The organism is Lacticaseibacillus parahuelsenbergensis, assembly GCF_030770265.1.
Classification (GTDB): domain Bacteria; phylum Bacillota; class Bacilli; order Lactobacillales; family Lactobacillaceae; genus Lacticaseibacillus; species Lacticaseibacillus casei.
In genome coordinates, this window is record NZ_CP132482.1 from 1,820,110 (window position 1) to 1,843,013 (window position 22,904).

The window sequence follows — 22,904 nt, forward strand, 5'->3', positions numbered from 1 at the left end:
TTGAACTCCTGCGATCCTAAAGATAGAATTAAATCATCGTTAAAAACGCTGCGTTATTTCGTTCGCGTTGGGTATGGGGCAATTATGTAATTGGGGATGGCATCTTGAAATCAGATTCACGCTTTATTCGTTACTACAATGTTGTGATTGCGCTACTGGCTGTCATTTCTATTGTCATGGTCATTTTGGACTATTCATCAGTCATTAGTCTGGTAGCTTTTCCTTACGATGTGGTGGACAATGCGATACTCGCTATCTTTACCGTCGATTACTTCGCACGCCTCTTAACCGCAGACAACAAGTTTAAATTCTTTAAAACTCACTTGCTAGATCTGTTGGCGATCATTCCCTTTAACGCCATTTTTTCCTTTTTCCGGTTTGCCCGGGCCTTTCGTATCGTCCGACTCAGCCGCGCATTTCGTATCACCCGACTTGCCGGCATCATCAGCATTTTACAAGGACGAACCAGGAAATTTCTCCACAAAGGCGGTCTCATTTATTATCTGTGGTTATCAGTCATCCTAGTCATCATTGCGGCCGCCATCTATTCGTTAGCCGAGGGTGCCTCATACAGCGATTCAATCTGGTGGGCAATCGTCACCGCCACCACCGTTGGCTACGGCGACATTTCACCGCACACCCTCTTAGGAAGAGTTGCGGCAGTTCTACTCATGTTCAATGGCATTGGCCTCATCGGCGCTCTCACAAGCTCTATTACTGCTTATTTAGCAGACAGCAACAACACTGTTTCAACACAAATCGACGATCTGGTGAAACTTAAAAAGCTGCTCGACTCCGGAGGTCTAAGCCAAGAGGAGTACGCGCAGCTAAAGCATCATATTTTGGCAAACGTGAGCCAACATGACACGGATGGCTAAAATCGATGTTCTCAGGTTTCTGCCACCAAAGATCATTTGCGTCCCCTTTTTGTCCCCCAAAAGCAAAAACAAAGCCCTCCTAAAACAACCTAGGAGGGCTAAATCGTTGATATATAGGCATTTCACTTTCTAAGAAAAGCTTAAATACCCTATGAAATGCCGGCTGCAGGACTTGAACCTGTGACCCTCGGTTTACGATACCGATGCTCTACCAACTGAGCTAAGCCGGCATACTGACCCGTACGGGATTTGAACCCATGTTACCGCCGTGAAAGGGCGGTGTCTTAACCACTTGACCAACGGGCCATTGCTGAACAACAAGTAAGATTATACAGGAGCAATATAGCACTGTAAAGCCTTTTTTCTCACACAATTTGGATTCCGAAAAGTACGTCGAAAAGACAGCGGAAGATTTAATTTTGGGCCAATTTAATTGTCTATCTACTTTTAGTAAGTGTATCATAAACCTTGAACCGACTCGTTATGAAAGGATGTTGTTATAGATGAAGATTGCAATTATTGGTGCGACTGGCAATGCAGGCTCGGCGATCTACAAAGAGGCGCTTAAGCGAGGCCACGAAGTTACCGGTTACGTTCGTCATCCAGACAAAGGTATCGGCGTTCTTCCGCCTGATGCCGAACTCGTGCAGCAAGACGCCTTCACCCTCACCCGCGATCAGCTGCTAGGCTACGATGCGGTTGTTGATGCCTTCGCGACAACCGTTGAACAAGCCTATCTCCATATTGATTTAGCCGATCACCTGATTCACGAGTTACGGGAGACCACCTCCCCACGGCTAGTCTTTATTCTAGGCGCAGGCAGCCTGGAAACTGACGGCAAGCTCCTGTATGATTTACTTAAAAATGACCCGCATGCACCGGCATTTATCAATACGCCTAAGAACCAGCTCAGAGAGTATCAACTGTTACAGTGGACCGACAATGTCAACTGGATCGGTATTTCGCCAAGCATGAACTTTGAACACGGCCCGGCAACTGAATACGTTCGCGGCGACAACACACTGCTAAAAGACGACAACGGTAAATCCGTGCTCAACAGCGGCACATTGGCGGTTGCCTTGCTGGATGAGCTGGAAAAACCAACCATTAAGCAAGCCCGCTTCACCGCCCGTAACGCCTAGTTCTTTTTTAAATCATCGAAAAGGATGTGAAATTATTTGGCACAAGTCACTTTAACCATTCATTATGTCGATGAAAACGGCAAGACATTAGGCCCAGACAATCACTTAATGAATACGCCAGAACATCATTTTCGACTCACTGCTCCGACCTTAATCGGTTATGACTTTCAAAAAGCCGTTCTCCCCGACGGCCAGCATGTCGGTGATCCAACTGTCACCGGTACCATGACGGGTGATGACCCGCAGCTAACCTTTATTTACACAACGGCGTCATCACTGGTTCATCACCCAGTTCCGGCAACATTGGTTATTCAGTACTTTGATAATCACAAACGGCCATTGCGTGACGCCCAGGTGCTGCATACCAAAACCGGTCACCAATATGAACTAACAGCACCGGATTTCCCTAATTTTCGGTATCACCACGCTATGTTACCCGGCGGCATGATCATGTCCGACAAAACCGTTTCTGGTCGCCTTATCCAGCCACATAATGAACTGACATTTATGTATGAACCTAAGTAAATTGTTGTTTCAATCAAAAACAGCTTCCGTTATGGCTTCATTGCCATGCGGGAGCTGTTTTGTTTTTACTGACCGGTCAATAAATTCTGTAACGTACTAGTGTTACCTTGTTGTTGCAACGATTTGACATCCTGATACGCTCGATAATAGTCACCTGAAGCGATTGCTTGGCGAACCGGAGTGATCGATTTCTCTTGGAACAACAATGCTGCAGCTAGCTTAGCTTGCGCCTGATTGGCACCAGTTGCCTTTTGCAGTAGAACCGCTGCCTGATCCTGATCTTGCGCGGCTTTCATGATCGTACTCATTTTAGTCTCTTTCAATGTATCAGCTGCGCGTTGGAGTGCCGCATCAGTCGTTGCATTGCCCGTCTTCTGCGCAGTAATTTCCGACACCAAGCGAGATTTAACTGCGGCATCTGCTGGCGTATCATTCCCCGTCACATTGCGAATCGTATTATTGATTTGCGGAAAAAAGAAAACGCAAGCGACGATCAACAAAACCAAGACGCCTGCAACAATTGCAAAAATTTTAAGTCCCCGATGACGAGGCTTTTTCTGCTGGCGAAGTTGAATCCGATTATTCATCACGATACCTCTTTCATTTTCACTGACAAAACTCTGTATCAACATTATGCGGATATTGCCAAGCCTGGTCAAGTTTGACCGACACGTCGCCCTTGGCAATGATTTTGCTAAATCCAACTTACTATGCCCTTAAGCATATCTTCTGGCGTATTTAAATTACGCGTCATTCTCATTGGGAGGTGACACAGTGTCACCGCCAGTTTTGTCTCATTGCTAACTTTATGTTGCATCAAATCTTTGTAGAAAAAAACACCCGCCAACGACGAGTGTTTCATGAGCTCCGGTTGTCAGGCTCGAACTGACGACAACCTGATTAACAGTCAGGTGCTCTACCAACTGAGCTAAACCGGAATAAACAGCGTGGCAGCTTCCTACCCTCGCAGGCAGTTTCCCACCAACTACTCTCGGCGTGAAGAAGCTTAACTTCTGTGTTCGGCATGGGAACAGGTGTATCCTTCTTGCTATCGCCACCACACTTATGAGAACTTTGCGCTCTCAAAACTGGCTATCATTGTTGCTTTTGTGTTGTCGGGAACCAGTGCATTTCATCGAAACGCGTTCGCAGTCGCAGAAACCTCCACATAAGGACCCTGAGTCCATTGGCCAAAACCCGGCCAACGAACTCAGACCCGCTTATGCTCCGGTTTCTAAGCGCTCCTGCTCACGCTCTTACTTGGTTAAGTCCTCGACCGATTAGTACTGGTCCGCTCCATGCATCGCTGCACTTCCACTTCCAGCCTATCTACCTGATCATCTCTCAGGGGTCTTACTTCCATATAGGAATGGGAAATCTCATCTCGAGGGGGGCTTCACACTTAGATGCTTTCAGCGTTTATCCCTTCCGTTCATAGCTACCCAGCGATGCGCCTGGCGGCACAACTGGTACACCAGCGGAACGTCCATCCCGGTCCTCTCGTACTAAGGACAGCTCCTCTCAAATTTCCTGCGCCCGCGACGGATAGGGACCGAACTGTCTCACGACGTTCTGAACCCAGCTCGCGTACCGCTTTAATGGGCGAACAGCCCAACCCTTGGGACCGACTACAGCCCCAGGATGCGATGAGCCGACATCGAGGTGCCAAACCTCCCCGTCGATGTGGACTCTTGGGGGAGATAAGCCTGTTATCCCCAGGGTAGCTTTTATCCGTTGAGCGATGGCCCTTCCATACGGAACCACCGGATCACTAAGCCCGACTTTCGTCCCTGCTCGACTTGTCAGTCTCGCAGTCAAGCTCCCTTCTACCTTTACACTCTGCGAATGATTTCCAACCATTCTGAGGGAACCTTTGGGCGCCTCCGTTACATTTTAGGAGGCGACCGCCCCAGTCAAACTGCCTACCTGACACTGTCTCCCGCCACGATTAGTGGCGCGGGTTAGAGTGTTCATACAGCTAGGGTAGTATCCCACCAACGCCTCCATCGAAACTAGCGTTCCGATCTCTACGGCTCCTACCTATCCTGTACAAGCGGTACCAACACTCAATATCAAGCTACAGTAAAGCTCCATGGGGTCTTTCCGTCCTGTCGCGGGTAACCCGCATCTTCACGGGTACTATAATTTCACCGAGTCTCTCGTTGAGACAGTGCCCAAATCATTACGCCTTTCGTGCGGGTCGGAACTTACCCGACAAGGAATTTCGCTACCTTAGGACCGTTATAGTTACGGCCGCCGTTTACTGGGGCTTCAATTCTGGGCTTCGCTTGCGCTAACTCATCCTCTTAACCTTCCAGCACCGGGCAGGCGTCAGCCCCTATACATCATCTTTCGATTTAGCAGAGACCTGTGTTTTTGATAAACAGTTGTTTGGGCCTATTCACTGCGGCTGACCTTGCGGTCAGCACCCCTTCTTCCGAAGTTACGGGGTCATTTTGCCGAGTTCCTTAACGAGAGTTCGCTCGCTCACCTGAGGATACTCTCCTCGACTACCTGTGTCGGTTTGCGGTACGGGTAGTTTATTTCTCACTAGAAGCTTTTCTTGGCAGTGTGACATCAGGAACTTCGCTACTTTAATTTCGCTCCCCATCACCGCTTGTCCTTATGGTCGCAAGCATTTCACTCGCCACCAGACTTGCGGCTTGGACGCACTTTTCCAGCCGTGCGCTTTCCTTAGCCTCCTGCGTCCCTCCATCGCTTAAACAAAATAAACTAGTGCAGGAATCTCAACCTGCTTGTCATCGACTACGCCTTGCGGCCTCGCCTTAGATCCCGACTAACCCTGGGAGGACGAGCCTTCCCCAGGAAACCTTAGTCATACGGTGGATCAGATTCTCACTGATCTTTCGCTACTCATGCCGGCATTCTCACTTCTAAGCGCTCCAGCCGTCCTCACGATCGACCTTCAACGCCCTTAGAACGCTCTCCTACCGCGCACCCTGACGGGTGCACCCACAGTTTCGGTATTATGCTTAGCCCCGGTATATTTTCGGCGCAGTGCCACTCGACTAGTGAGCTATTACGCACTCTTTAAATGGTGGCTGCTTCTGAGCCAACATCCTAGTTGTCTGTGCAACGCCACATCCTTTTCCACTTAGCATAAATTTAGGGACCTTAACTGGTGATCTGGGCTGTTCCCCTTTCGACAATGGACCTTATCGCTCACTGTCTGACTCCCGGAGTAAGATCGATGGTATTCGGAGTTTATCTGAATTCAGTAACCCTTGATGGGCCCCTAGTTCAAACAGTGCTCTACCTCCATGATCCATCCTCCGAGGCTAACCCTAAAGCTATTTCGGAGAGAACCAGCTATCTCCAAGTTCGTTTGGAATTTCACCGCTACCCACAACTCATCCCAGCATTTTTCAACATACATGGGTTCGGTCCTCCAGTGTGTTTCACCACACCTTCAACCTGGTCATGGGTAGGTCACTTGGTTTCGGGTCTACATCTGCCTACTCATTCGCCCTGTTCAGACTCGCTTTCGCTCCGGCTCCGACTTTTCATCTTAACCTCGCAGGCAAACGTAACTCGCCGGTTCATTCTACAAAAGGCACGCCATTACCCTTTAACGGGCTTTGACTAATTGTAGGCACACGGTTTCAGGAACTGTTTCACTCCCCTTCCGGGGTGCTTTTCACCTTTCCCTCACGGTACTGGTTCACTATCGGTCACTAGGGAGTATTTAGCCTTGGGAGATGGTCCTCCCGGATTCCGACGGAATTTCACGTGTTCCGCCGTACTCAGGATCCTGGACGGAGGGTCCGCCGTTTCGCTTACAGGGCTTTCACCTTCTATGGCGCAGCTTTCCAGCTGACTTCGACTACGTCGAACTTTGGTAACTCCAATGTCCAGTCCTACAACCCCGAGAAGCAAGCTTCTCGGTTTGGGCTCTTCCCACTTCGCTCGCCGCTACTATGGGAATCGAGTTTTCTTTCTCTTCCTGCGGGTACTGAGATGTTTCAGTTCCCCGCGTCTGCCGCCAACAAGCTATGAATTCACTTGCAGGCAGTACACTGATGTGTACTGGGTTCCCCCATTCGGAAATCTCCGGATCAAAGCTTACTTATAGCTCCCCGAAGCATATCGGTATTAGTTCCGTCCTTCATCGGCTCCTAGTGCCAAGGCATCCACCGTGCGCCCTTTGTAACTTAACCTGTACTGACTTGCGTCAGCGGTTATGCGATGCGAATTTCTATATTAGAAACTCATACAAATACGCTGTGTTCTCGGCAATTTAAAACATTTACAACAATGATATCCAGTTTTCAAAGAACAAAGTCGCCGACTTGCGTCGGTGAATTGGCCTGACGGCCAATGGAGGATAACGGGATCGAACCGATGACCTCCTGCTTGCAAAGCAGGCGCTCTCCCAGCTGAGCTAATCCCCCATAAGGGTTGTTCAATTAACAAGCGAACGCTTGATGGGCCTAGATGGACTTGAACCATCGACCTCACGCTTATCAAGCGTGCGCTCTAACCAACTGAGCTATAGGCCCGATAGGCGTAAAAAGAGAGGTCGTCCCCTCAAAACTAAACAAAGTTTCGTGTGTGCAGGTTTCCGTCAGACTTAAAGTCTGTTTCCTTAGAAAGGAGGTGATCCAGCCGCAGGTTCTCCTACGGCTACCTTGTTACGACTTCACCCTAATCATTTGTCCCACCTTAGACGGCTCGCTCCCTAAAAGGGTTACGCCACCGGCTTCGGGTGTTACAAACTCTCATGGTGTGACGGGCGGTGTGTACAAGGCCCGGGAACGTATTCACCGCGGCGTGCTGATCCGCGATTACTAGCGATTCCGACTTCGTGTAGGCGAGTTGCAGCCTACAGTCCGAACTGAGAATGGCTTTAAGAGATTAGCTTGACCTCGCGGTCTCGCAACTCGTTGTACCATCCATTGTAGCACGTGTGTAGCCCAGGTCATAAGGGGCATGATGATTTGACGTCATCCCCACCTTCCTCCGGTTTGTCACCGGCAGTCTTACTAGAGTGCCCAACTCAATGCTGGCAACTAGTCATAAGGGTTGCGCTCGTTGCGGGACTTAACCCAACATCTCACGACACGAGCTGACGACAACCATGCACCACCTGTCATTTTGCCCCCGAAGGGGAAACCTGATCTCTCAGGTGATCAAAAGATGTCAAGACCTGGTAAGGTTCTTCGCGTTGCTTCGAATTAAACCACATGCTCCACCGCTTGTGCGGGCCCCCGTCAATTCCTTTGAGTTTCAACCTTGCGGTCGTACTCCCCAGGCGGAATGCTTAATGCGTTAGCTGCGGCACTGAAGGGCGGAAACCCTCCAACACCTAGCATTCATCGTTTACGGCATGGACTACCAGGGTATCTAATCCTGTTCGCTACCCATGCTTTCGAGCCTCAGCGTCAGTTACAGACCAGACAGCCGCCTTCGCCACTGGTGTTCTTCCATATATCTACGCATTTCACCGCTACACATGGAGTTCCACTGTCCTCTTCTGCACTCAAGTTTCCCAGTTTCCGATGCGCTTCCTCGGTTAAGCCGAGGGCTTTCACATCAGACTTAAAAAACCGCCTGCGCTCGCTTTACGCCCAATAAATCCGGATAACGCTTGCCACCTACGTATTACCGCGGCTGCTGGCACGTAGTTAGCCGTGGCTTTCTGGTTGGATACCGTCACGCCGACAACAGTTACTCTGCCGACCATTCTTCTCCAACAACAGAGTTTTACGACCCGAAAGCCTTCTTCACTCACGCGGCGTTGCTCCATCAGACTTGCGTCCATTGTGGAAGATTCCCTACTGCTGCCTCCCGTAGGAGTTTGGGCCGTGTCTCAGTCCCAATGTGGCCGATCAACCTCTCAGTTCGGCTACGTATCATCGCCTTGGTGAGCCGTTACCTCACCAACTAGCTAATACGCCGCGGGTCCATCCAAAAGCGATAGCTTACGCCATCTTTCAGCCAAGAACCATGCGGTTCTTGGATTTATGCGGTATTAGCATCTGTTTCCAAATGTTATCCCCCACTTAAGGGCAGGTTACCCACGTGTTACTCACCCGTCCGCCACTCGTTTTAAGTCGAATCACAGTGCAAGCACCGTTCATCGACCAAAACTCGTTCGACTTGCATGTATTAGGCACGCCGCCAGCGTTCATCCTGAGCCAGGATCAAACTCTCATATAAATATGAGCTGTTCGAATAGCTCGATTTGTTGTTCTAGCGAATTGACTTCGCAAATGTTACTTTTTGCCTCGATACCGAAGTATCAAGGACCCTGCACATTTAAACGAAACTTTGTTCAGTTTTCAAAGGACGACCTTGTCAAAAGACAACTTTGATAGATTATCATGACGAGCAAATCATGTCAACAACTTTTTGAATAAACATGCATTTGTTGAATGCCCTGATGTGCTATCAATTTGACAACGAAGAATATGATAGCAACTTTGTTGAACGCCGTCAACACTTTTTAAATGAGGTTTTACTAAGAAATTGAAGGCCGAACATTCAATCAAAAATGCAGCAAATTATTAACAATTCGCTGCATAAACATGCACTTTTTCAATTAGTCTTCTTGTTTGATGACAGTTTTGCCATGCATGTAAGGAACTAAGACATCCGGAATCTTAACGGTGCCGTCTTCTTGTTGGTAATTTTCAAGAATGGCTGCTACCGTTCGGCCAACTGCCAGTCCTGAACCGTTGAGTGTGTGGACAAACTGCAACTTGCCTTCATCGTCGCGATAACGGATCTGCGCACGGCGCGCTTGAAAGTCTGTGCAATTGCTGCAGCTCGAGATTTCTCGGTATCGGTCTTGCGCTGGCAACCAGACTTCAAGGTCATTCGTCTTTGCACTGGTAAAGCTGGCGTCGTTGCTGGCTAACGTGATGACATGGTAAGGCAATCCAAGCTTACGCAACAGATCCTCAGCGTCATGAATCAGATTCGCTAATTCTTTCCATGAATCTTCTGGTTTACAGAACTTCACCATTTCAACCTTATTAAATTGGTGCATGCGGATCAAACCACGAGTATCACGACCGGCACTTCCGGCTTCGGAACGAAACGCTGGCGTTAAAGCCGTAAAATTAATTGGCAGTTTATCAGCATCAATAATGTCACCACGATAATAGTTCACCAATGGCACTTCGGCTGTCGGAATCATGGTTAATGGCTCGCCGTCATTTGTAATGGTGTAAGTAGCATCGGTAAACTTAGGGAACTGGCCAGTCCCAAACATGGAATCGTTGTTAACCAAGTAAGGGGGAATGATTTCCTCGTAGCCTTCCTTTTGATGTTCATCTAAAAAGAAATTGTAAACGGCACGTTCTAAACGGGCTCCTGCCCCTTTATAGTAAACAAAACGGCTGCCTGAAACTTTTGCGGCTCGTTCAAAGTCCAAAATACCCAGACTCTCCCCGATGTCCCAGTGATGCTTCGGCTTAAAGTCAAAACTTGGGATCTTACCCCATTTGTATTCTTCCCGGGAGTCATCTTCATTAAGTGACATTGGTACGTCATCTGCCGGAAAATTCGGTAAACGCACAAGAATATAAGTCACTTTTTCATTAAGTGTCGCCAGTTCTTTGTCTAAAGCACTGATCTTCTGGCCGACTTCACGCATCGCTGCAATTTGGTCATCCGCATTTTCTTTGTTGCGCTTCATGACGGCAATCTTCCCGGAAACTTCATTACGCTGAGCTTTTAGTTCCTCGGTTTGCACTGTCACTTTTCTGCGTTTTTCATCTAGAGCCAGTAGCTCGTCGATTTCTTCACCCTTAATCGCCCGGGCTGCTAATTTTTTCTTCGCCCATTCAGGCTTTTGCCGAATCAATTTCAGATCTAACATACTTTTCCTCCCTCATCATTTTGATGTATCTGACACGTCAAAGTTTGCCTTGCCGCGTTTGCCGGCGCAGGAGCTGGTTCACGCTCAACCATAACGCGTTCGCCGGCGCAGGGGTCTGCGTGTAAGGACCTTGGTCGCAATGGCCTAAGCCCGGGCCATCCCGACCAAGGCCGCTTACACTCCGACCCCTAAGCGCGCCGGCTCACGCTCAACACAAAAAGCCCTTCATCTCCAATGGGACGAAAGGCTTCTTTCCGCGGTACCACCCAAGTTTGGCGTAGAACGCCACCCTCTTAGCCGATAACGGTCGGCTTCCGTGCAGCTCATCACTGCCCACTCATGCGCTGGAATAAGGATGATTGTCAGCTTGCACCAACCGCTGACTCTCTAAAACATCCACTTAGGCGCTTCAGACGTGTTAACTATACATTGCTAAAATACCGCATCTCGACATAGGATACAAGAAATTTTCGGATTTTTAGGATGAAGACGTACCCTACTCCAGTCAATTGAACGGATTGCATCGCGTTCTAGTAGATAAACCGGGCTTCTTTGAGCATCTTTTCATCCCAAAGTTCACGTAGCAAACTATAAAGCTGGCCGTAGTGGTCATTGGTGACATTGATGTGCCACGGGAAAATCTGCGTCTTACCGACATTGTCTTGAATGAGCCCTACCGAAGTCGTGATGACCAGATCAACATCCTTGAGATTAGCATCAGGCGACGCTAACTCAACGAACGGGACTGCATGCAAAAACGCCAAGAGATCGATATAGCCAGTCATTGTTTGTTCGATAATCGGAGCAACCAACACTTTTTTGCGTGGCTGAAATTGAACCACAAGTTGGTGCAAACTGCGATAAAACGCCTCTGTCAAAACTTCTCGACAATTTCGAAACGATGACAGCTTCTTGCGCCCAATCACTTCGTCAAGCGTGACCTTAACCTGTTGATAAAATGCCGGATCATCCTTGGTTTGCTGAATGTTTGAACTGAATTCGGCTAACAAACTGGTCGTAAAATCCTTATTAAACGCCAGCACACTCACTGTCACACTTAGCATATTGACGAATAGCAAACGGTAAGTATCATCGGGTAGGTGAATATCACGCTTGAAGCTGTATGGAAAATGCTCGAAAAATCCGCTGATCAATTGATAAATCTCGGGATTATAGTTGTTGTAGCGCTCGATCATCCGCTTTTCAACTTGTTCATCCGTGATAATATATAGCGGTGCAAAATTAAATAGAAAATAAAGCGCGTCACTTTCGCTCTGCTGCTGCTGTGTGGTCAAATGCTCAAATTGTTTTGATTTATCCAGTAGTCGCGAGGCCGCGTCGCTGAACAAATTGGGAACTGGGTAATGCAGCACCTCCGATTGCGCATCGTGCACCAAAATGTGGCCGCTTAAAATGCGCTGATGGGAAATCGCCACATAATACATTAGTAACTCACGCGTGATGGTATTGACCTTGCCGCCATCGAAAACGACCAGTAAGCCATCTAGAATCTGGCCAGCTTGCTGGTGCGTTAAATTTTCAAAAGGCCACGCCACGCCATTGGTTGCCAGCCAATAAGCAATTGTCATAAACAGCCGTATGTTTAATTCCGGGCCGGTAAATGATAGTGTTTCATACGAGAACTGCACCCCGCTTTGCCGCGCATAGCCTCGAATCGCTTTTAGATGGCGCAAAACCGTAGCTTTAGAGCTATCGCATGCTTTCAAAAAATCGTCAAGATTCTCATAACGTTGATATAAGACAGCGTCTAAAAATTTGTATGGATGTGATTGTGCGACGAGATGATAGCGAAATTCATCGGGTGGTACCGCAAATAAAGTTTTCACCGAACTGTGGTGACGGCCGAGCATTGCCTGTAGTGAACTGATCAGGCCGTTATAAGTATTATAGACGCTGCCATAATTGCGGTTCGTAAGCGCTGCTATCTGTTTGAGATTAACCTCACTTACCAAGGGCCGATGACCACGATAAACCGCTAATTTTGCCGTAACTGGTGTCTGCGCTTCCCGTACCTCGATAATGGTACGAAACAACCCCAGTTTCTCAGCGTCAGACATTGACAAAAAAATATCATGATTGTCTTTCATAAAATCTCCCTACTTCAGATAATTTACCCCATTTCCCATGATTATACTTCATCGAACATACAGCGTCAGGTTTCAAGCTCGGCACAAAGCTTGTCTATACCATTTTTATAGCAGTTTCCTATCTTAACAGATGGTTTTACGCATGTTTAAAGTTCAATAGTTCACTAATAAAACGTCATACTTTTCATTCTTTGTTATAATTGATATTGAAGCGAACTAAACTGTCTTCAGATTGGGGGATCACGATGCTTTACGAACAAACCTTTCTTGACCGCGCTGATTTACAAAAGTACCAAATGTTTTCAGCTATCAAGGATAGTAATGTCCAAACTTACACCATTAATACCCTCAGTCGGCACCTAGACCTTTCTTATCAGCAAGGTTACAACATCTTGCAGGAACTCTTCCGCGATCTAACTGAATTAACTGCCCACCCGGAAAATCTTAAACGTAAACAAATCAACCTTCTCATGGAAATTGACGTGACGGTTGATGATTATCACCTTTATTTGCTAAAACATGCGATCGCGTTTCAATTTGTCGACTACATTGTTCAGGCAAATCATCCTTCTACCGAGCAATTTTGTCGCGCCCATTTCATTAGTCGCTCGACGTTGGTGCGGAAAACCGTCGCCTTGCGCGCATTGCTCGAACGATTCCAAATTAAGCTGTCTTTTAGTGACTTATGCTTCATCGGCGAAGAAAGCCGAATCCGGCTGTTTCTGTTTGATTTTTACTGGCTGGGCTATCATGGCGTGGACTGGCCATTTAAAGTTTTGGATGAGCAGCAAATTGTCAAAGAATACATGGCCTTGCCCAATGCCAAAACCAATCCGGTCGATATTCTTGAAGAGATCCTCTTTTGGGCAATCTGTCGGGTGCGGATCAGTGGCAACCATTTTGTTACCGGCAACGAGCCGTTTGACCGGATTTTCAACGATTATCCGCCCTTCCAGCATGCCGTTTATACGCGAGAAATGTTCCCGGCGTTTAATCAGCAATTCATGAAGGGTGAAAATGACTTTTTCTATTTTCAGCAACATCGCACGATTACCTTTTTGCCTGATACACCGGCCGATCAAGACTTTATTCATTATGTTCTTAAGCAAAAAACGATTACTGCGGATTTCGTGAAACGACTTTTGGCCTTCTTAGGTGATCATATTCGGCATCACACCGTCTTTGACCTTCAGCACGAACAAGGCTTAATCCTCAATTTAACCCGAATCGCCTTGAACAACGAAATTTTGGGCGGCGACTTCATGCATTTAGTCGACTTTTTCAATCCCCGTGCGTTGAATTACACCAAAACCAATCTTTATCAAGGCCTTGAGGAATTCATTGCCACGCTGCCTGATACGCCGGCATATCGACACTTTCTTGGTAAGCAGCATCTATTTTTGCGCACGCTCTACTATTTGCTGACGCCTTATCTGCGCTACTTTGCGGAAACACCTACCGTACGGGTCAGATTGGCCTATCTCGACCACAACTTGCTTAACCGCCGCCTCGTCAACTTCTTATCCGATCTTCCAATGGTTCACTTATTACCAGAACGTGCCGTTTTTAAAACAGCAGACCTCGTCATTACCAGCGTCGATAATGAGCAGGCCATCAAAGCCGCTGCGCCTGCCGGTTTTCACGGGCACATCATTAGTTGGACAGCGGAAGACAGCGATGACGCCATCTTCCAACTGTATTTGTTGATTCGCCGCTTGTACCTAAAGAAAACCGACGCCTCGTTATCAGCCCAAAATGTCGATCCCCCTTCGTAGGCTCCCGTCGTTCGAATAAATTTTGACAGTTAACCATCAAAAAACGGCTCTAAAACGCAGCAATTTGCGTTTTAGAGCTGTTTTAGTTTAGCGAGAATTCATAACTATGGCGAGAAACATTGCAGTCAGAAAGCCAATCAGGTAACCCGTTACTCACGCTCACTTGTTTGCCTGATGCTCGCGGTGCGGTGAAAGGTCGACTTTTTCTAGCGGAATCAGTTTGGTCTTATGCTTCACCTTGTACCAGACAAATAAAACGATGAATAGCGGAATCGACATGTAGGAAATCAGCAGACGCCCCCAGGCAAAATGTTGCACCGCTTGCAGATCCTGACCCACAATCACAATTAAGCTCATGATAATCGCCAAAATCGGGCCAACCGGGAACCATTTTGCATGATATTTTAGCTCATGAACATCATGCCCTTGCTTCACAAACGCACGGCGGAAGCGAAAATGTGACACCGCAATCCCAAGCCATGCCAGGAATCCGGTCAGACCGGATGCGGCGACCAACAGTTGGTAAACATGGGGTCCCATGATGCTGGTTAAAAATGTCAAACCACCGACCAGCGTCGTCAGTAGTAAGGCTGCAATCGGAATACCGCGCGTATTCGTTTTTCGAAAAACGCGCGGTGCAAACCCGGACCCGCCCATGGCCCACAACATTCGGGTTGAAGCATACATGCCGGAATTGGCAGACGATAAAACTGATGTCAGAATCACGGCGTTCATCACGCTGGCCGCTCCGGCGAGGCCAATTCGATCAAAAACCAGTGTAAACGGCGAAATCGCCACTTGATCAACACTGGCGCCTAACAGATTCGGACTGGTATAAGGAATGATGGCGGCAATGACAGCGATAGACAGGATATAGAACAATAAGATCCGCCAAAACACCTGCTTAATCGCCTTGGGAATGCTGGTTTCCGGGGTAGCACTTTCGCCCGCGGTAATCCCGATTAGCTCGGTGCCTTGAAAAGAAAACCCTGCGACCACGAAAACCGCTAATGTTGCCGGCAACCCACCAACAAACGGCGCCGCCCCGGTCGTATAATTTTTAAAGCCGATGGGACCGTGTCCGCCCATGATCCCAAGAATGGTCAACAAACCTACGACCAGAAAGACCATGACGGTGATCACTTTGATTAATGACAGCCAATATTCGGTTTCGCCAAACGACTTAACGGAAATAATGTTAATCGTAAAAATGAGCGCCAAAAAGCCCAGCGAAAACAACCAGCCTGGCACATCCGGCAGCCAAAAGTGCATCACAATGGCCGTTGTCGAAACATCGACGGCAACGGTGATCGCCCAGTTAAACCAGTAGTTCCAACCTAAGGCAAAGCCAAACGCCGGATCAACAAACCGGCTGGCGTACTCTGAAAAGGAACCGGATACCGGCACATAGGTGGCCATTTCGCCTAAACTGGTCATCAGAAAGAACACCATTAACCCGATACCAATATATGCCGCGATAGCGCCGCCCGGACCGGCAGTTGCAATCGCGCTGCCGCTGGCGACAAAAAGTCCGGTGCCAATACTGCCGCCGAGGGCAATCATTGAAAGATGCCGGGTTTTGAGTTCTCGTTTTACCTGATTCGTTGCTGACTGTGCCACAAAAGTACTCCTTTGCTGAATGGGTTGAGAGATGTTAAACGTTGGGTTTGTTACGGTTACAGGGCGTTTAAGCACTAAAAAAACCGGTGGGTGTCAGTAACTAACCCATCGGCTTATTCTGCTTTTCGTCATGAATAAACGTGATCCGATTTGTTAGCGCCCCGCGATAGTCGCGACAGTCCAGCAGATGTTATCCACTGGCCCAACACCGCCTCACTGAACTAAGCCGGCATTTCGGCACCTTTCCCTTTAACAACTGCGCATCTGGCGTTCAGGCCATTGCAGTTGCGACTGATGATCGGTGCGACCTCTAATCTTGATTATGGTTCACGTTATCATGTCTTGTTTCTAACGGCAACCGGCTCTCACCCGGTTTTAACTCAATTTTCAGCTTTGCGGATGTCATCGACTAAACTAGCCGTGTCAAAGTGCTGCTTTAAGAACGGTTCGTCATCGGTTGGCAGGTGTAACTGAAAGTCACTGAACTTTTGTAAAAATAATTCGCCACTGTCGAGCTCAAATCCGAGAATGTGCCCGCCCATGTGATGATCGGCGGACAAAAAGTGCAAATGGAAACCCGGCGATACCGCACCGGCATAAAGATCCGGTGAAAAGTACCCGATCAGCGTGCCTTTGACGTTATCGGCATGGAATTCTTTTTGGCCTGAAGCCGTTTCTGTCAACGTCGGATAAGGAGGCTGTTGCGGCAACACAGCGCGCGTGTGCATTTGCGTGAAGGTACCTTCGACCCGAACTGCCGCAAAAAGATTGCTCGTTTGTAACCGATCAAGAACCGCTTTCTGAAATCCGGTCAGATCCAACCCCTGAAGCTTCCCGGCCGAAACATCGGCTTGATAATGAACATTCGCAAACGGCACTTTCTCATCCGCTGCAACTTCGCGAACGGTACCTTGTGCGTTAACCTGATAAACTTTGCCGGCTTGAATAATCAACTCGCCATCAAGGCCGGTCAACGTGCCAATACCAGTGTCACCATGTTGCAACAACGCTTCAATTGTCTGCGTTCCGGCAAACAAACCAGGCACTAACATTGCCAGTGTCCCATGTTGATACAATCGATCCGTTTCCAAAAAGAAGTCCCTCCTTTTGCGCAGGGTTGGGCCTGCAGCCGCCCAGAATCAACCTGCCGCCAACGATTAATAAATCTGGTCAGGCAGCATTGCCGCGCCGAGTTCCGCATTGTCGGAATAATCGACCGGAATGTCAACCAGCACTGGCCCTTTAGTCGCAAACGCTTCATCAAGCACCTCGCCAAGTTCACTCGGTTTATTGACCCGCAGACCCTTGGCACCAAAAGCTTCTGCATACTTCACAAAATCAACCGGACCAAAGTCGACCCCTGCTGCCCGACCATATTTCATCTCTTCTTGGAATTTTACCATATCATAATGGCCATCGTTCCAAATAATGTGAACCAAATCAGCCTTCAAACGAACGGCTGTTTCTAGCTCTTGGCCAGAGAAAAGAAAGCCGCCATCACCTGATACTGAAACTGCTTTTTTACCCGGACGTACCAAAGTCGCCGCAATCGCCCAAGGTAAAGCAACCCCTAGCGTCTGCATCCCATTGGAAAACAGCAAGTGGCGCGGTTCGTAACTCCGAAAATGGCGGGCCATCCAGATATAGTGGCTGCCGACGTCCACAGCAACTGTCATGTCGTCTGTCACACGTTTTTGCAATGCGGCTACAATACTGAGCGGGTGTAAGACTTTTTGATCTGAGAGGACTGGCGGAACATCACTTTCCTGTAATTTGGCCTGTAACTCTGTGAGATACTGCTTGCTTTCAGGCGCAACCTGATAACCACGCAGTAACGGGACTAAAATATCGAGTGTCTGGGAAATATCACCAATCAGCTCTGTTTCTGGCTGGAAGTTGTGATCGATTTCCGCTGGCACATCGTCAATGACAATGATGCGCGACTTGCCATCTGCATTCCAGTTACGTGGTTCATATTCAACCGGATCATAGCCGATCGCAATGACAAGATCGCTGTGTTGCAATAACATATCCCCCGGTTGGTTGCGGAACAAACCCACCCGGCCAAAGAAATTGTCGATTTGGCGGTGAGAGATAATACCTGCACCTTGGAAGGTTTCAACAACCGGCAACTCGGTGACTGACAACAACTCGCGAATCTCTTCGGTTACGTCGCTTGATGACGCGCGCATACCTAACAACAAAACTGGCAACGAAGCTTCTTTAATAGCATGCGCTAGGTAAGTCATATCACTAGGACTCGCCGGCCCTAACTTTGGCGCCACCAGCGGCTTAATCGGTTCCGAGTTCACCGGTGAATCAGTGACGTCTTGAGGAATCGACACGAAGCTTGCCCCTTGCTTGCCGGATTCCGCGGCTTGATAAGCATTGGCAATGATTTCACTAACATTGTCCGGATCCTGCACTTCAGCGGCATATTTGGTAATCGGCGCAAAAAGATCGGCATTACGCATGCTTTGGTGGGAACTACGCAACAGATCCGCCCGCTTTACCTGACCAGACAAAGCCAAAACCGGATCACCTTCAGCGGTTGCGGTCACCAGGCCAGTTGCTAGGTTTGAAGCACCTGGTCCGGAAGTTGTCAGGACAACGCCGGGTTTGCCAGTCAAACGCCCGATCCCGGCAGCCATGAACGCAGCGTTCTGTTCATGCCGTGCCACGATTAATTGCGGACTCTTTTCTGATTTGGGATGATCCAAGGTTTCAAAAACCCGATCGATTTTGGCGCCGGGGATACCGAAAACATAATCAATCCCGTGATTTGCCAAACTTTCGACAATTAAATCTGCGCCATAGCGCTTCTCTTCTGCCATTTCGCCACTTCCTAAATTATTGATGTGTTTCATAATACGCTTTTTGTGTTCCGTTTCAAGCCTAGTTTTTTTGAAAAACACTGACTAAACAGAAATGTTCTGTTACATATTTTTCATCAATCTGTATCAATTATAAAATTGGTCGAGTCAGTTTGGAATTCAATAAGCTGATGTTTTTAGCATTAACTTGATTTTAAACGAAGTGGCATAAACTTTGCTTAAAAACTGCTCACAAAGTGCCGCGGGGACGGGTCAGATTATTTGTTTGCTTACAGGTGTTCTATTTTAGGGCAATTAACGGCCAAACTCTGGTTTCTATAACGCGCTCACCGGCGCAGAAGCCTGCACATAAGGACCTCGAGCCAAAATGGCCAAAGGCCAGCCATTTTGGCTCGAGGCCACTTATGCTCCGACTTCTTACCGCGCCGGTTCACGCTCATCAAAAAAGCACCGCCACAATAGGCGATGCCAACTCAATCATACAACTTCCAAATAACGACTGCTTTCAAGACTGCATGGAACGACTGATTTTGCCGATGCCGGTCTTGGGGTCTGTCATTTTCATATTAAAACCGAATTTCGTGAAAATGTGACGTAACTTGGCTAAGTTAACTTTGTCAAACGAACTGATCGTGCCGTCGACTAAACCGATGTCGGCTTTCATTGCCAGGTTAAGAAATGCTTTTAACGCCAGCTGTGCCAAACCCAGATTCTCAAAGTCGTAAAAAGCCAGTCGACTTTCAGAACCCAGTGTCTCCAAGACGGTGATGTGCATCACATTATCCCAGCGATTGGTTTCAAACAGGAGCTGTGCTTGATAATCCGCTTTCGAATGGCCATACTTGTCAACATTTTCAAATGGTGTGTAGACGTAAATCGAGTTCGTTTTTTGCTTTTGTTCGTCGGATTTAAAGTCAGTGAACACAATATATTGGCTCACTTTCTTTTGCGCCGGATCCTGCGGCTGATTCATGCTTGACAACACGGTGAACTGCGGATCGGCTTCGATTGCTGCAAGCCGCTTCTTATAGGCCTGCTGGTACTCTGTTTGCACAGTCATTTTGAAACCTCCAGACTATTACTCGTTTTTCATTATAGCATTTTTCAATCCGATGCCTACACAAAAGAAAAAAACCGCGTTGAATTCACCCGGCTTTCAAAAACTGATTAAAGAAAATCCTCATTTTTCAAACTGTTTCGGCAAAAGTCGAAAGTATTGTTCATCGCGCGGCTGGTGCTCGGTTAACCCTCGTGGTAATGGCACCTCAAACTGGAAAACAAAGCCTAATCTTTTTAATAAATGAATGGACGCCTGATTGCCAGGAAAAACGCCTGCCCAGATGGCCTTGATGCCATGAGCAAATTGATCAGCGATGACAAGCTGCAGGCCCTCGCGCATAAGTCCTTGATGCCAAAAATTCGGATTAAGGATATACCCGATCTCACGCGTCATGTCATCCCCTGTTTCCGGCGACAAGGCGCGGGGATAGACCCCAATGTTGCCAATCACATGCATTTGGTAAACTAACGCCAGATCCTGCTGCTCGCGGGCGAAGCGTTGAACATGATTGGCCGCCGCCTCCCGCGTCAGTAAAGGTGTCATACCCGCGGCCATGGTCACCTGCTTCAGTTTGGCATAAGCAAAATAATCATCCGTATCTGCCAGTGCAAAAGGGCGAACTGTCACCCGTGGTCCTTGTAACATGGTTCCTCCCCCTGACGCTTGTCTCATTTAGTGGAAAATTTTTTCCGTTTATTGAGATGAACGTCCTTCCCATTTGAATTAAAGCCCGCATTTTCTTCGGCGGCAAACTATTTATCTTTTCATATTATCGAGTATTCGTGACGCGAAGACAAGCCCCGCTCATTGTGGCTCATGCGATCGCGCAACCATGCACAAGCATTTTATGCTGGATGAATGTTACTTATCGGTAAAATAAAGTTGTTATCTGAAAATAATTCAATATAACAATCAGACAAGACGATGCTCGATTTACTAGCAAACCTCACCCGCGTCTGACAGGCAGCGATAAATGTGATCGCACTCGGTGGCACCTGTTGCCACCTACATATTACAGACAAAAGGTGAGGACACATGAAAAAGCTTGTACGTAACATTTTGTTACTTTTTATATTCATGGCTTTTATCTGGCCGCTTCGAGCTATCAACGCCGCTGTTGCGCCAAAATTCACCGTCACGCCGATCTTACCGGCTAATCAACGTCAGACAGTTACTGGCTATTTTGACTTGGAGGTTCAACCCGGTCAGCAAGAAGACTTACAATTGCGGATCACCAATCAAACTGATGAAACCCAAACGTATACGCTTGCCGCAAATCCTGCTTACACCACCAATAGTGGCATGATCGCCTTCGATCAGAGCCGGCCGTCGTTGGATCAAAATGCCATTCGCCTGAATACGTTGATTAAGGGACCGACCTCGGCTACGATTGCCGCGGGAAGCAATCAGGTGGTCACCTACCATTTGCAGTCCCCAACTACGCATTTTATTGGCATTATTTCTGGTGGCTTTTATGTTTTGCAAAAAGGTGGCACAGCGGCAACGTCATCAACTAGCGGCGTCCGATTCACGGATCAGTTTGCAATTGGCATCCCAATCATCTTACGACAGGATCTGAAAACCCCTAATCCGCCACTGTTGGAACTCACAAAAGCCAGTATTGGGACTGCCAATCATTATCCAGTGGTGAACGCCAACATTTATAATCCTTCAAGCAATCAGTTTGGCGAAATCGCCACTGATTATGCGCTACTCCCAACAGGCGGGACTAAGGCAGTGCTGACAGGACACTTTGCCGGCTTGGCGGTTGCGCCGCATTCCCGCTTCACGCAAAGCATGCCACTAAATGGCAAGCAATTGCCGGCCGGATCTTATACCCTAAAATGGACGGCAAAATCCGGTTCGTATACTTGGACCAAGCAGGTTAACTTTCGGTACAACGGCCACCTGCCGAGCAATGCCATCGTCTCCCGGCCGCAGACCCCTGCTGCGTCGCAAAATAGTTTAGCCCTTCCTTGGATTATTGCCGGTATCGCAACGGGCTTGCTCATCATTATTCTGGGTATTTGGCGCTGGACTGTTGTTCGCCACAAGTAAAATCAGCAGAAAAGCGTGCCGTTACCGCTTCTTTGGCTTATGATAAAGGTAGCGCACAGACACCGGCCTCAAGGCATCATGGTTTTAGCGATTGCTTAAGACCGGTTGTATTGACTGCCCATTATTGAAACATGGTAACGTCAGGAACGCATCGGTAATACTTTTCATTGCCATATATTTAGCAAAACTGTCCGGGTTTTGTTTGCGCGCTCGGTAACCGGGCTGGCTCGCGCTCACCATAACGCGTTCGGTGGTGCAGAAGCAGGACAGTTTACGTTCACCATAACGCGCTCCCCGGCGCAGAAGCTGGAGTGTAAGGACCTTGAAGCCTAAATGGCCAAAGCCCAGCCATTTAGGCTTCAAGGCCACTTACACTCCAGCTTCTAACCGCGCCGGCTCACGCTCACCTCACGCTCACCATGTTTGAAGGAGGATTTTCCCATGTCAAATAACCGCATGCTTGGTAATGAATTTCAAACCGCTTATGAAGATGCCGGCGGGACGGATATTTTAAAGTTTTTGGCGGATGTCAAACAGGCTTACCGCTGCATTAGCGATCTGACCGCGCGGATTACGGCGATGCCGGATTCGGTCAAGACCGAGTCGGTTCCGCAGCTCTTGGTTCAGCAATTGGATCAGACCACGTTTGCTGAAAGTTCCGTTCGCAAATGGGAAGATGATTTGCGCCGGTTTGCTGCTTATTTAACGCCGCTGGAACCGCCAATTGCGATTCTTGACAGCTGGGACACGCTCACCGATTTTCTCGAAGCCAACCAGGCATTGCTAAGTTCATTGCAGAATGTGCCGTTATTGCACCAAGACACACAGGATGTCAAAACGGCCACTCAGCTGCTGGTTTATCCGGCCGAACCGCTTTTCCAAGTTGTGCAAGCCGATACCGGTGAAAGTGACGCTATTGATTTACCTGGGTTAACGGCTGCTGATCCCGATGGTGTGGCTGAAATTGCTAAAACCCATGGCGTGACGCCGCTTGCCGCCTTTACGGTTCAGCCTTGATTTTGCCCTGTCAATCCTGTATGCTTGACAGGTTAAATCAT

15 protein-coding genes, 5 tRNA genes, 3 rRNA genes and 1 riboswitch are annotated in these 22,904 nt (G+C 48.1%); of the genes, 6 read left to right on the plus strand and 17 right to left on the minus strand.

Translation table 11 applies throughout. From position 1 onward, the window contains the following. The first annotated feature begins 104 nt into the window (after positions 1-104). Complete coding sequence (locus LACPH_RS08520; protein WP_306386649.1) at positions 105-878, plus strand: ion channel; 774 nt, start codon at positions 105-107, stop codon at positions 876-878. A 157-nt stretch (positions 879-1,035) separates the two neighbouring features. On the opposite strand, the gene LACPH_RS08525 is transcribed toward LACPH_RS08520, so the two are convergent. Together LACPH_RS08525 and LACPH_RS08530 are read right to left on the minus strand one after the other, a co-directional pair. Beyond that, positions 1,036-1,108, minus strand: a tRNA-Thr gene (locus tag LACPH_RS08525). Positions 1,109-1,112: 4 nt separating this feature from the next. After that, positions 1,113-1,184 (minus strand) — tRNA-Glu (locus LACPH_RS08530). A gap of 197 nt (positions 1,185-1,381) precedes the next feature. Here LACPH_RS08530 and LACPH_RS08535 point away from each other — a divergent pair. Beyond that, the gene (locus LACPH_RS08535; protein ID WP_306386650.1) at positions 1,382-2,020 is read left to right on the plus strand and encodes an NAD(P)-dependent oxidoreductase; all 639 of its coding nucleotides are present in this window, start codon (positions 1,382-1,384) and stop codon (positions 2,018-2,020) included. Between the two features lie 36 nt (positions 2,021-2,056). Continuing rightward, positions 2,057-2,545: a MucBP domain-containing protein gene (locus LACPH_RS08540; RefSeq protein WP_087912382.1), complete on the plus strand. Its 489-nt coding sequence runs from the start codon at positions 2,057-2,059 to the stop codon at positions 2,543-2,545. Between the two features lie 65 nt (positions 2,546-2,610). Here the strand turns inward: LACPH_RS08540 and LACPH_RS08545 are convergent, their stop codons facing one another. The 9 genes from LACPH_RS08545 to LACPH_RS08585 form a co-directional block, all read right to left on the minus strand. Continuing rightward, complete coding sequence (locus LACPH_RS08545; RefSeq protein WP_087912383.1) at positions 2,611-3,132, minus strand: hypothetical protein; 522 nt, start codon at positions 3,130-3,132, stop codon at positions 2,611-2,613. Positions 3,133-3,410: 278 nt separating this feature from the next. Continuing rightward, positions 3,411-3,483: transfer RNA gene (locus LACPH_RS08550), tRNA-Asn, on the minus strand. Positions 3,484-3,490: 7 nt separating this feature from the next. Beyond that, a 5S ribosomal RNA gene (rrf, locus tag LACPH_RS08555) occupies positions 3,491-3,607 on the minus strand. A gap of 198 nt (positions 3,608-3,805) precedes the next feature. Beyond that, positions 3,806-6,723, minus strand: a 23S ribosomal RNA gene (locus LACPH_RS08560). 161 nt (positions 6,724-6,884) lie between these two features. Further along, positions 6,885-6,957, minus strand: a tRNA-Ala gene (locus tag LACPH_RS08565). 34 nt (positions 6,958-6,991) lie between these two features. Beyond that, positions 6,992-7,065, minus strand: a tRNA-Ile gene (locus LACPH_RS08570). 90 nt (positions 7,066-7,155) lie between these two features. Beyond that, positions 7,156-8,725: ribosomal RNA gene (locus tag LACPH_RS08575) — 16S ribosomal RNA — on the minus strand. Together the 16S, 23S and 5S rRNA genes with 3 tRNA genes alongside form the textbook arrangement of a ribosomal RNA operon. 382 nt (positions 8,726-9,107) lie before the next feature. Then, entirely contained in the window at positions 9,108-10,391 is a 1,284-nt protein-coding gene (serS, locus tag LACPH_RS08580; protein WP_306386651.1) for a serine--tRNA ligase, read from the minus strand. Between the two features lie 530 nt (positions 10,392-10,921). Next, complete coding sequence (locus LACPH_RS08585) at positions 10,922-12,499, minus strand: helix-turn-helix domain-containing protein (RefSeq protein WP_306386652.1); 1,578 nt, start codon at positions 12,497-12,499, stop codon at positions 10,922-10,924. Positions 12,500-12,744: 245 nt separating this feature from the next. Between LACPH_RS08585 and LACPH_RS08590 the strand changes: the two genes are divergently transcribed. After that, positions 12,745-14,274: a helix-turn-helix domain-containing protein gene (locus tag LACPH_RS08590; RefSeq protein ID WP_306386653.1), complete on the plus strand. Its 1,530-nt coding sequence runs from the start codon at positions 12,745-12,747 to the stop codon at positions 14,272-14,274. Between the two features lie 159 nt (positions 14,275-14,433). Here the strand turns inward: LACPH_RS08590 and LACPH_RS08595 are convergent, their stop codons facing one another. From LACPH_RS08595 to LACPH_RS08615, 5 genes are all read right to left on the minus strand, one after another. Continuing rightward, positions 14,434-15,894: an amino acid permease gene (locus tag LACPH_RS08595; RefSeq protein WP_306386654.1), complete on the minus strand. Its 1,461-nt coding sequence runs from the start codon at positions 15,892-15,894 to the stop codon at positions 14,434-14,436. Between the two features lie 146 nt (positions 15,895-16,040). Then, positions 16,041-16,215: riboswitch (Lysine riboswitch) on the minus strand. Positions 16,216-16,274: 59 nt separating this feature from the next. Continuing rightward, a complete protein-coding gene (gene budA / locus LACPH_RS08600) occupies positions 16,275-16,985 on the minus strand; it encodes an acetolactate decarboxylase (RefSeq protein ID WP_306386655.1) in 711 nt (236 codons plus the stop codon). Between the two features lie 66 nt (positions 16,986-17,051). After that, positions 17,052-18,728, minus strand: coding sequence for an acetolactate synthase AlsS (gene alsS, locus LACPH_RS08605; protein WP_306386656.1), 1,677 nt, complete (start codon positions 18,726-18,728; stop codon positions 17,052-17,054). A 505-nt stretch (positions 18,729-19,233) separates the two neighbouring features. Then, positions 19,234-19,788 carry a hypothetical protein gene (locus tag LACPH_RS08610; RefSeq protein WP_010491332.1) on the minus strand — a complete coding sequence of 185 codons (555 nt, stop codon included), beginning with the start codon at positions 19,786-19,788 and terminating at the stop codon, positions 19,234-19,236. A gap of 120 nt (positions 19,789-19,908) precedes the next feature. Further along, positions 19,909-20,433: a GNAT family N-acetyltransferase gene (locus LACPH_RS08615; protein ID WP_306386657.1), complete on the minus strand. Its 525-nt coding sequence runs from the start codon at positions 20,431-20,433 to the stop codon at positions 19,909-19,911. Between the two features lie 390 nt (positions 20,434-20,823). Between LACPH_RS08615 and LACPH_RS08620 the strand changes: the two genes are divergently transcribed. After that, positions 20,824-21,846: a DUF916 domain-containing protein gene (locus tag LACPH_RS08620; RefSeq protein WP_370531175.1), complete on the plus strand. Its 1,023-nt coding sequence runs from the start codon at positions 20,824-20,826 to the stop codon at positions 21,844-21,846. A gap of 84 nt (positions 21,847-21,930) precedes the next feature. Here LACPH_RS08620 and LACPH_RS08625 read toward each other — a convergent pair whose 3' ends face one another. Then, complete coding sequence (locus tag LACPH_RS08625; RefSeq protein ID WP_306386658.1) at positions 21,931-22,209, minus strand: hypothetical protein; 279 nt, start codon at positions 22,207-22,209, stop codon at positions 21,931-21,933. Positions 22,210-22,287: 78 nt separating this feature from the next. On the opposite strand from LACPH_RS08625, the gene LACPH_RS08630 reads away from it, so the two are divergent. Beyond that, positions 22,288-22,863: a hypothetical protein gene (locus tag LACPH_RS08630; protein ID WP_025013110.1), complete on the plus strand. Its 576-nt coding sequence runs from the start codon at positions 22,288-22,290 to the stop codon at positions 22,861-22,863. Positions 22,864-22,904 lie beyond the last annotated feature (41 nt).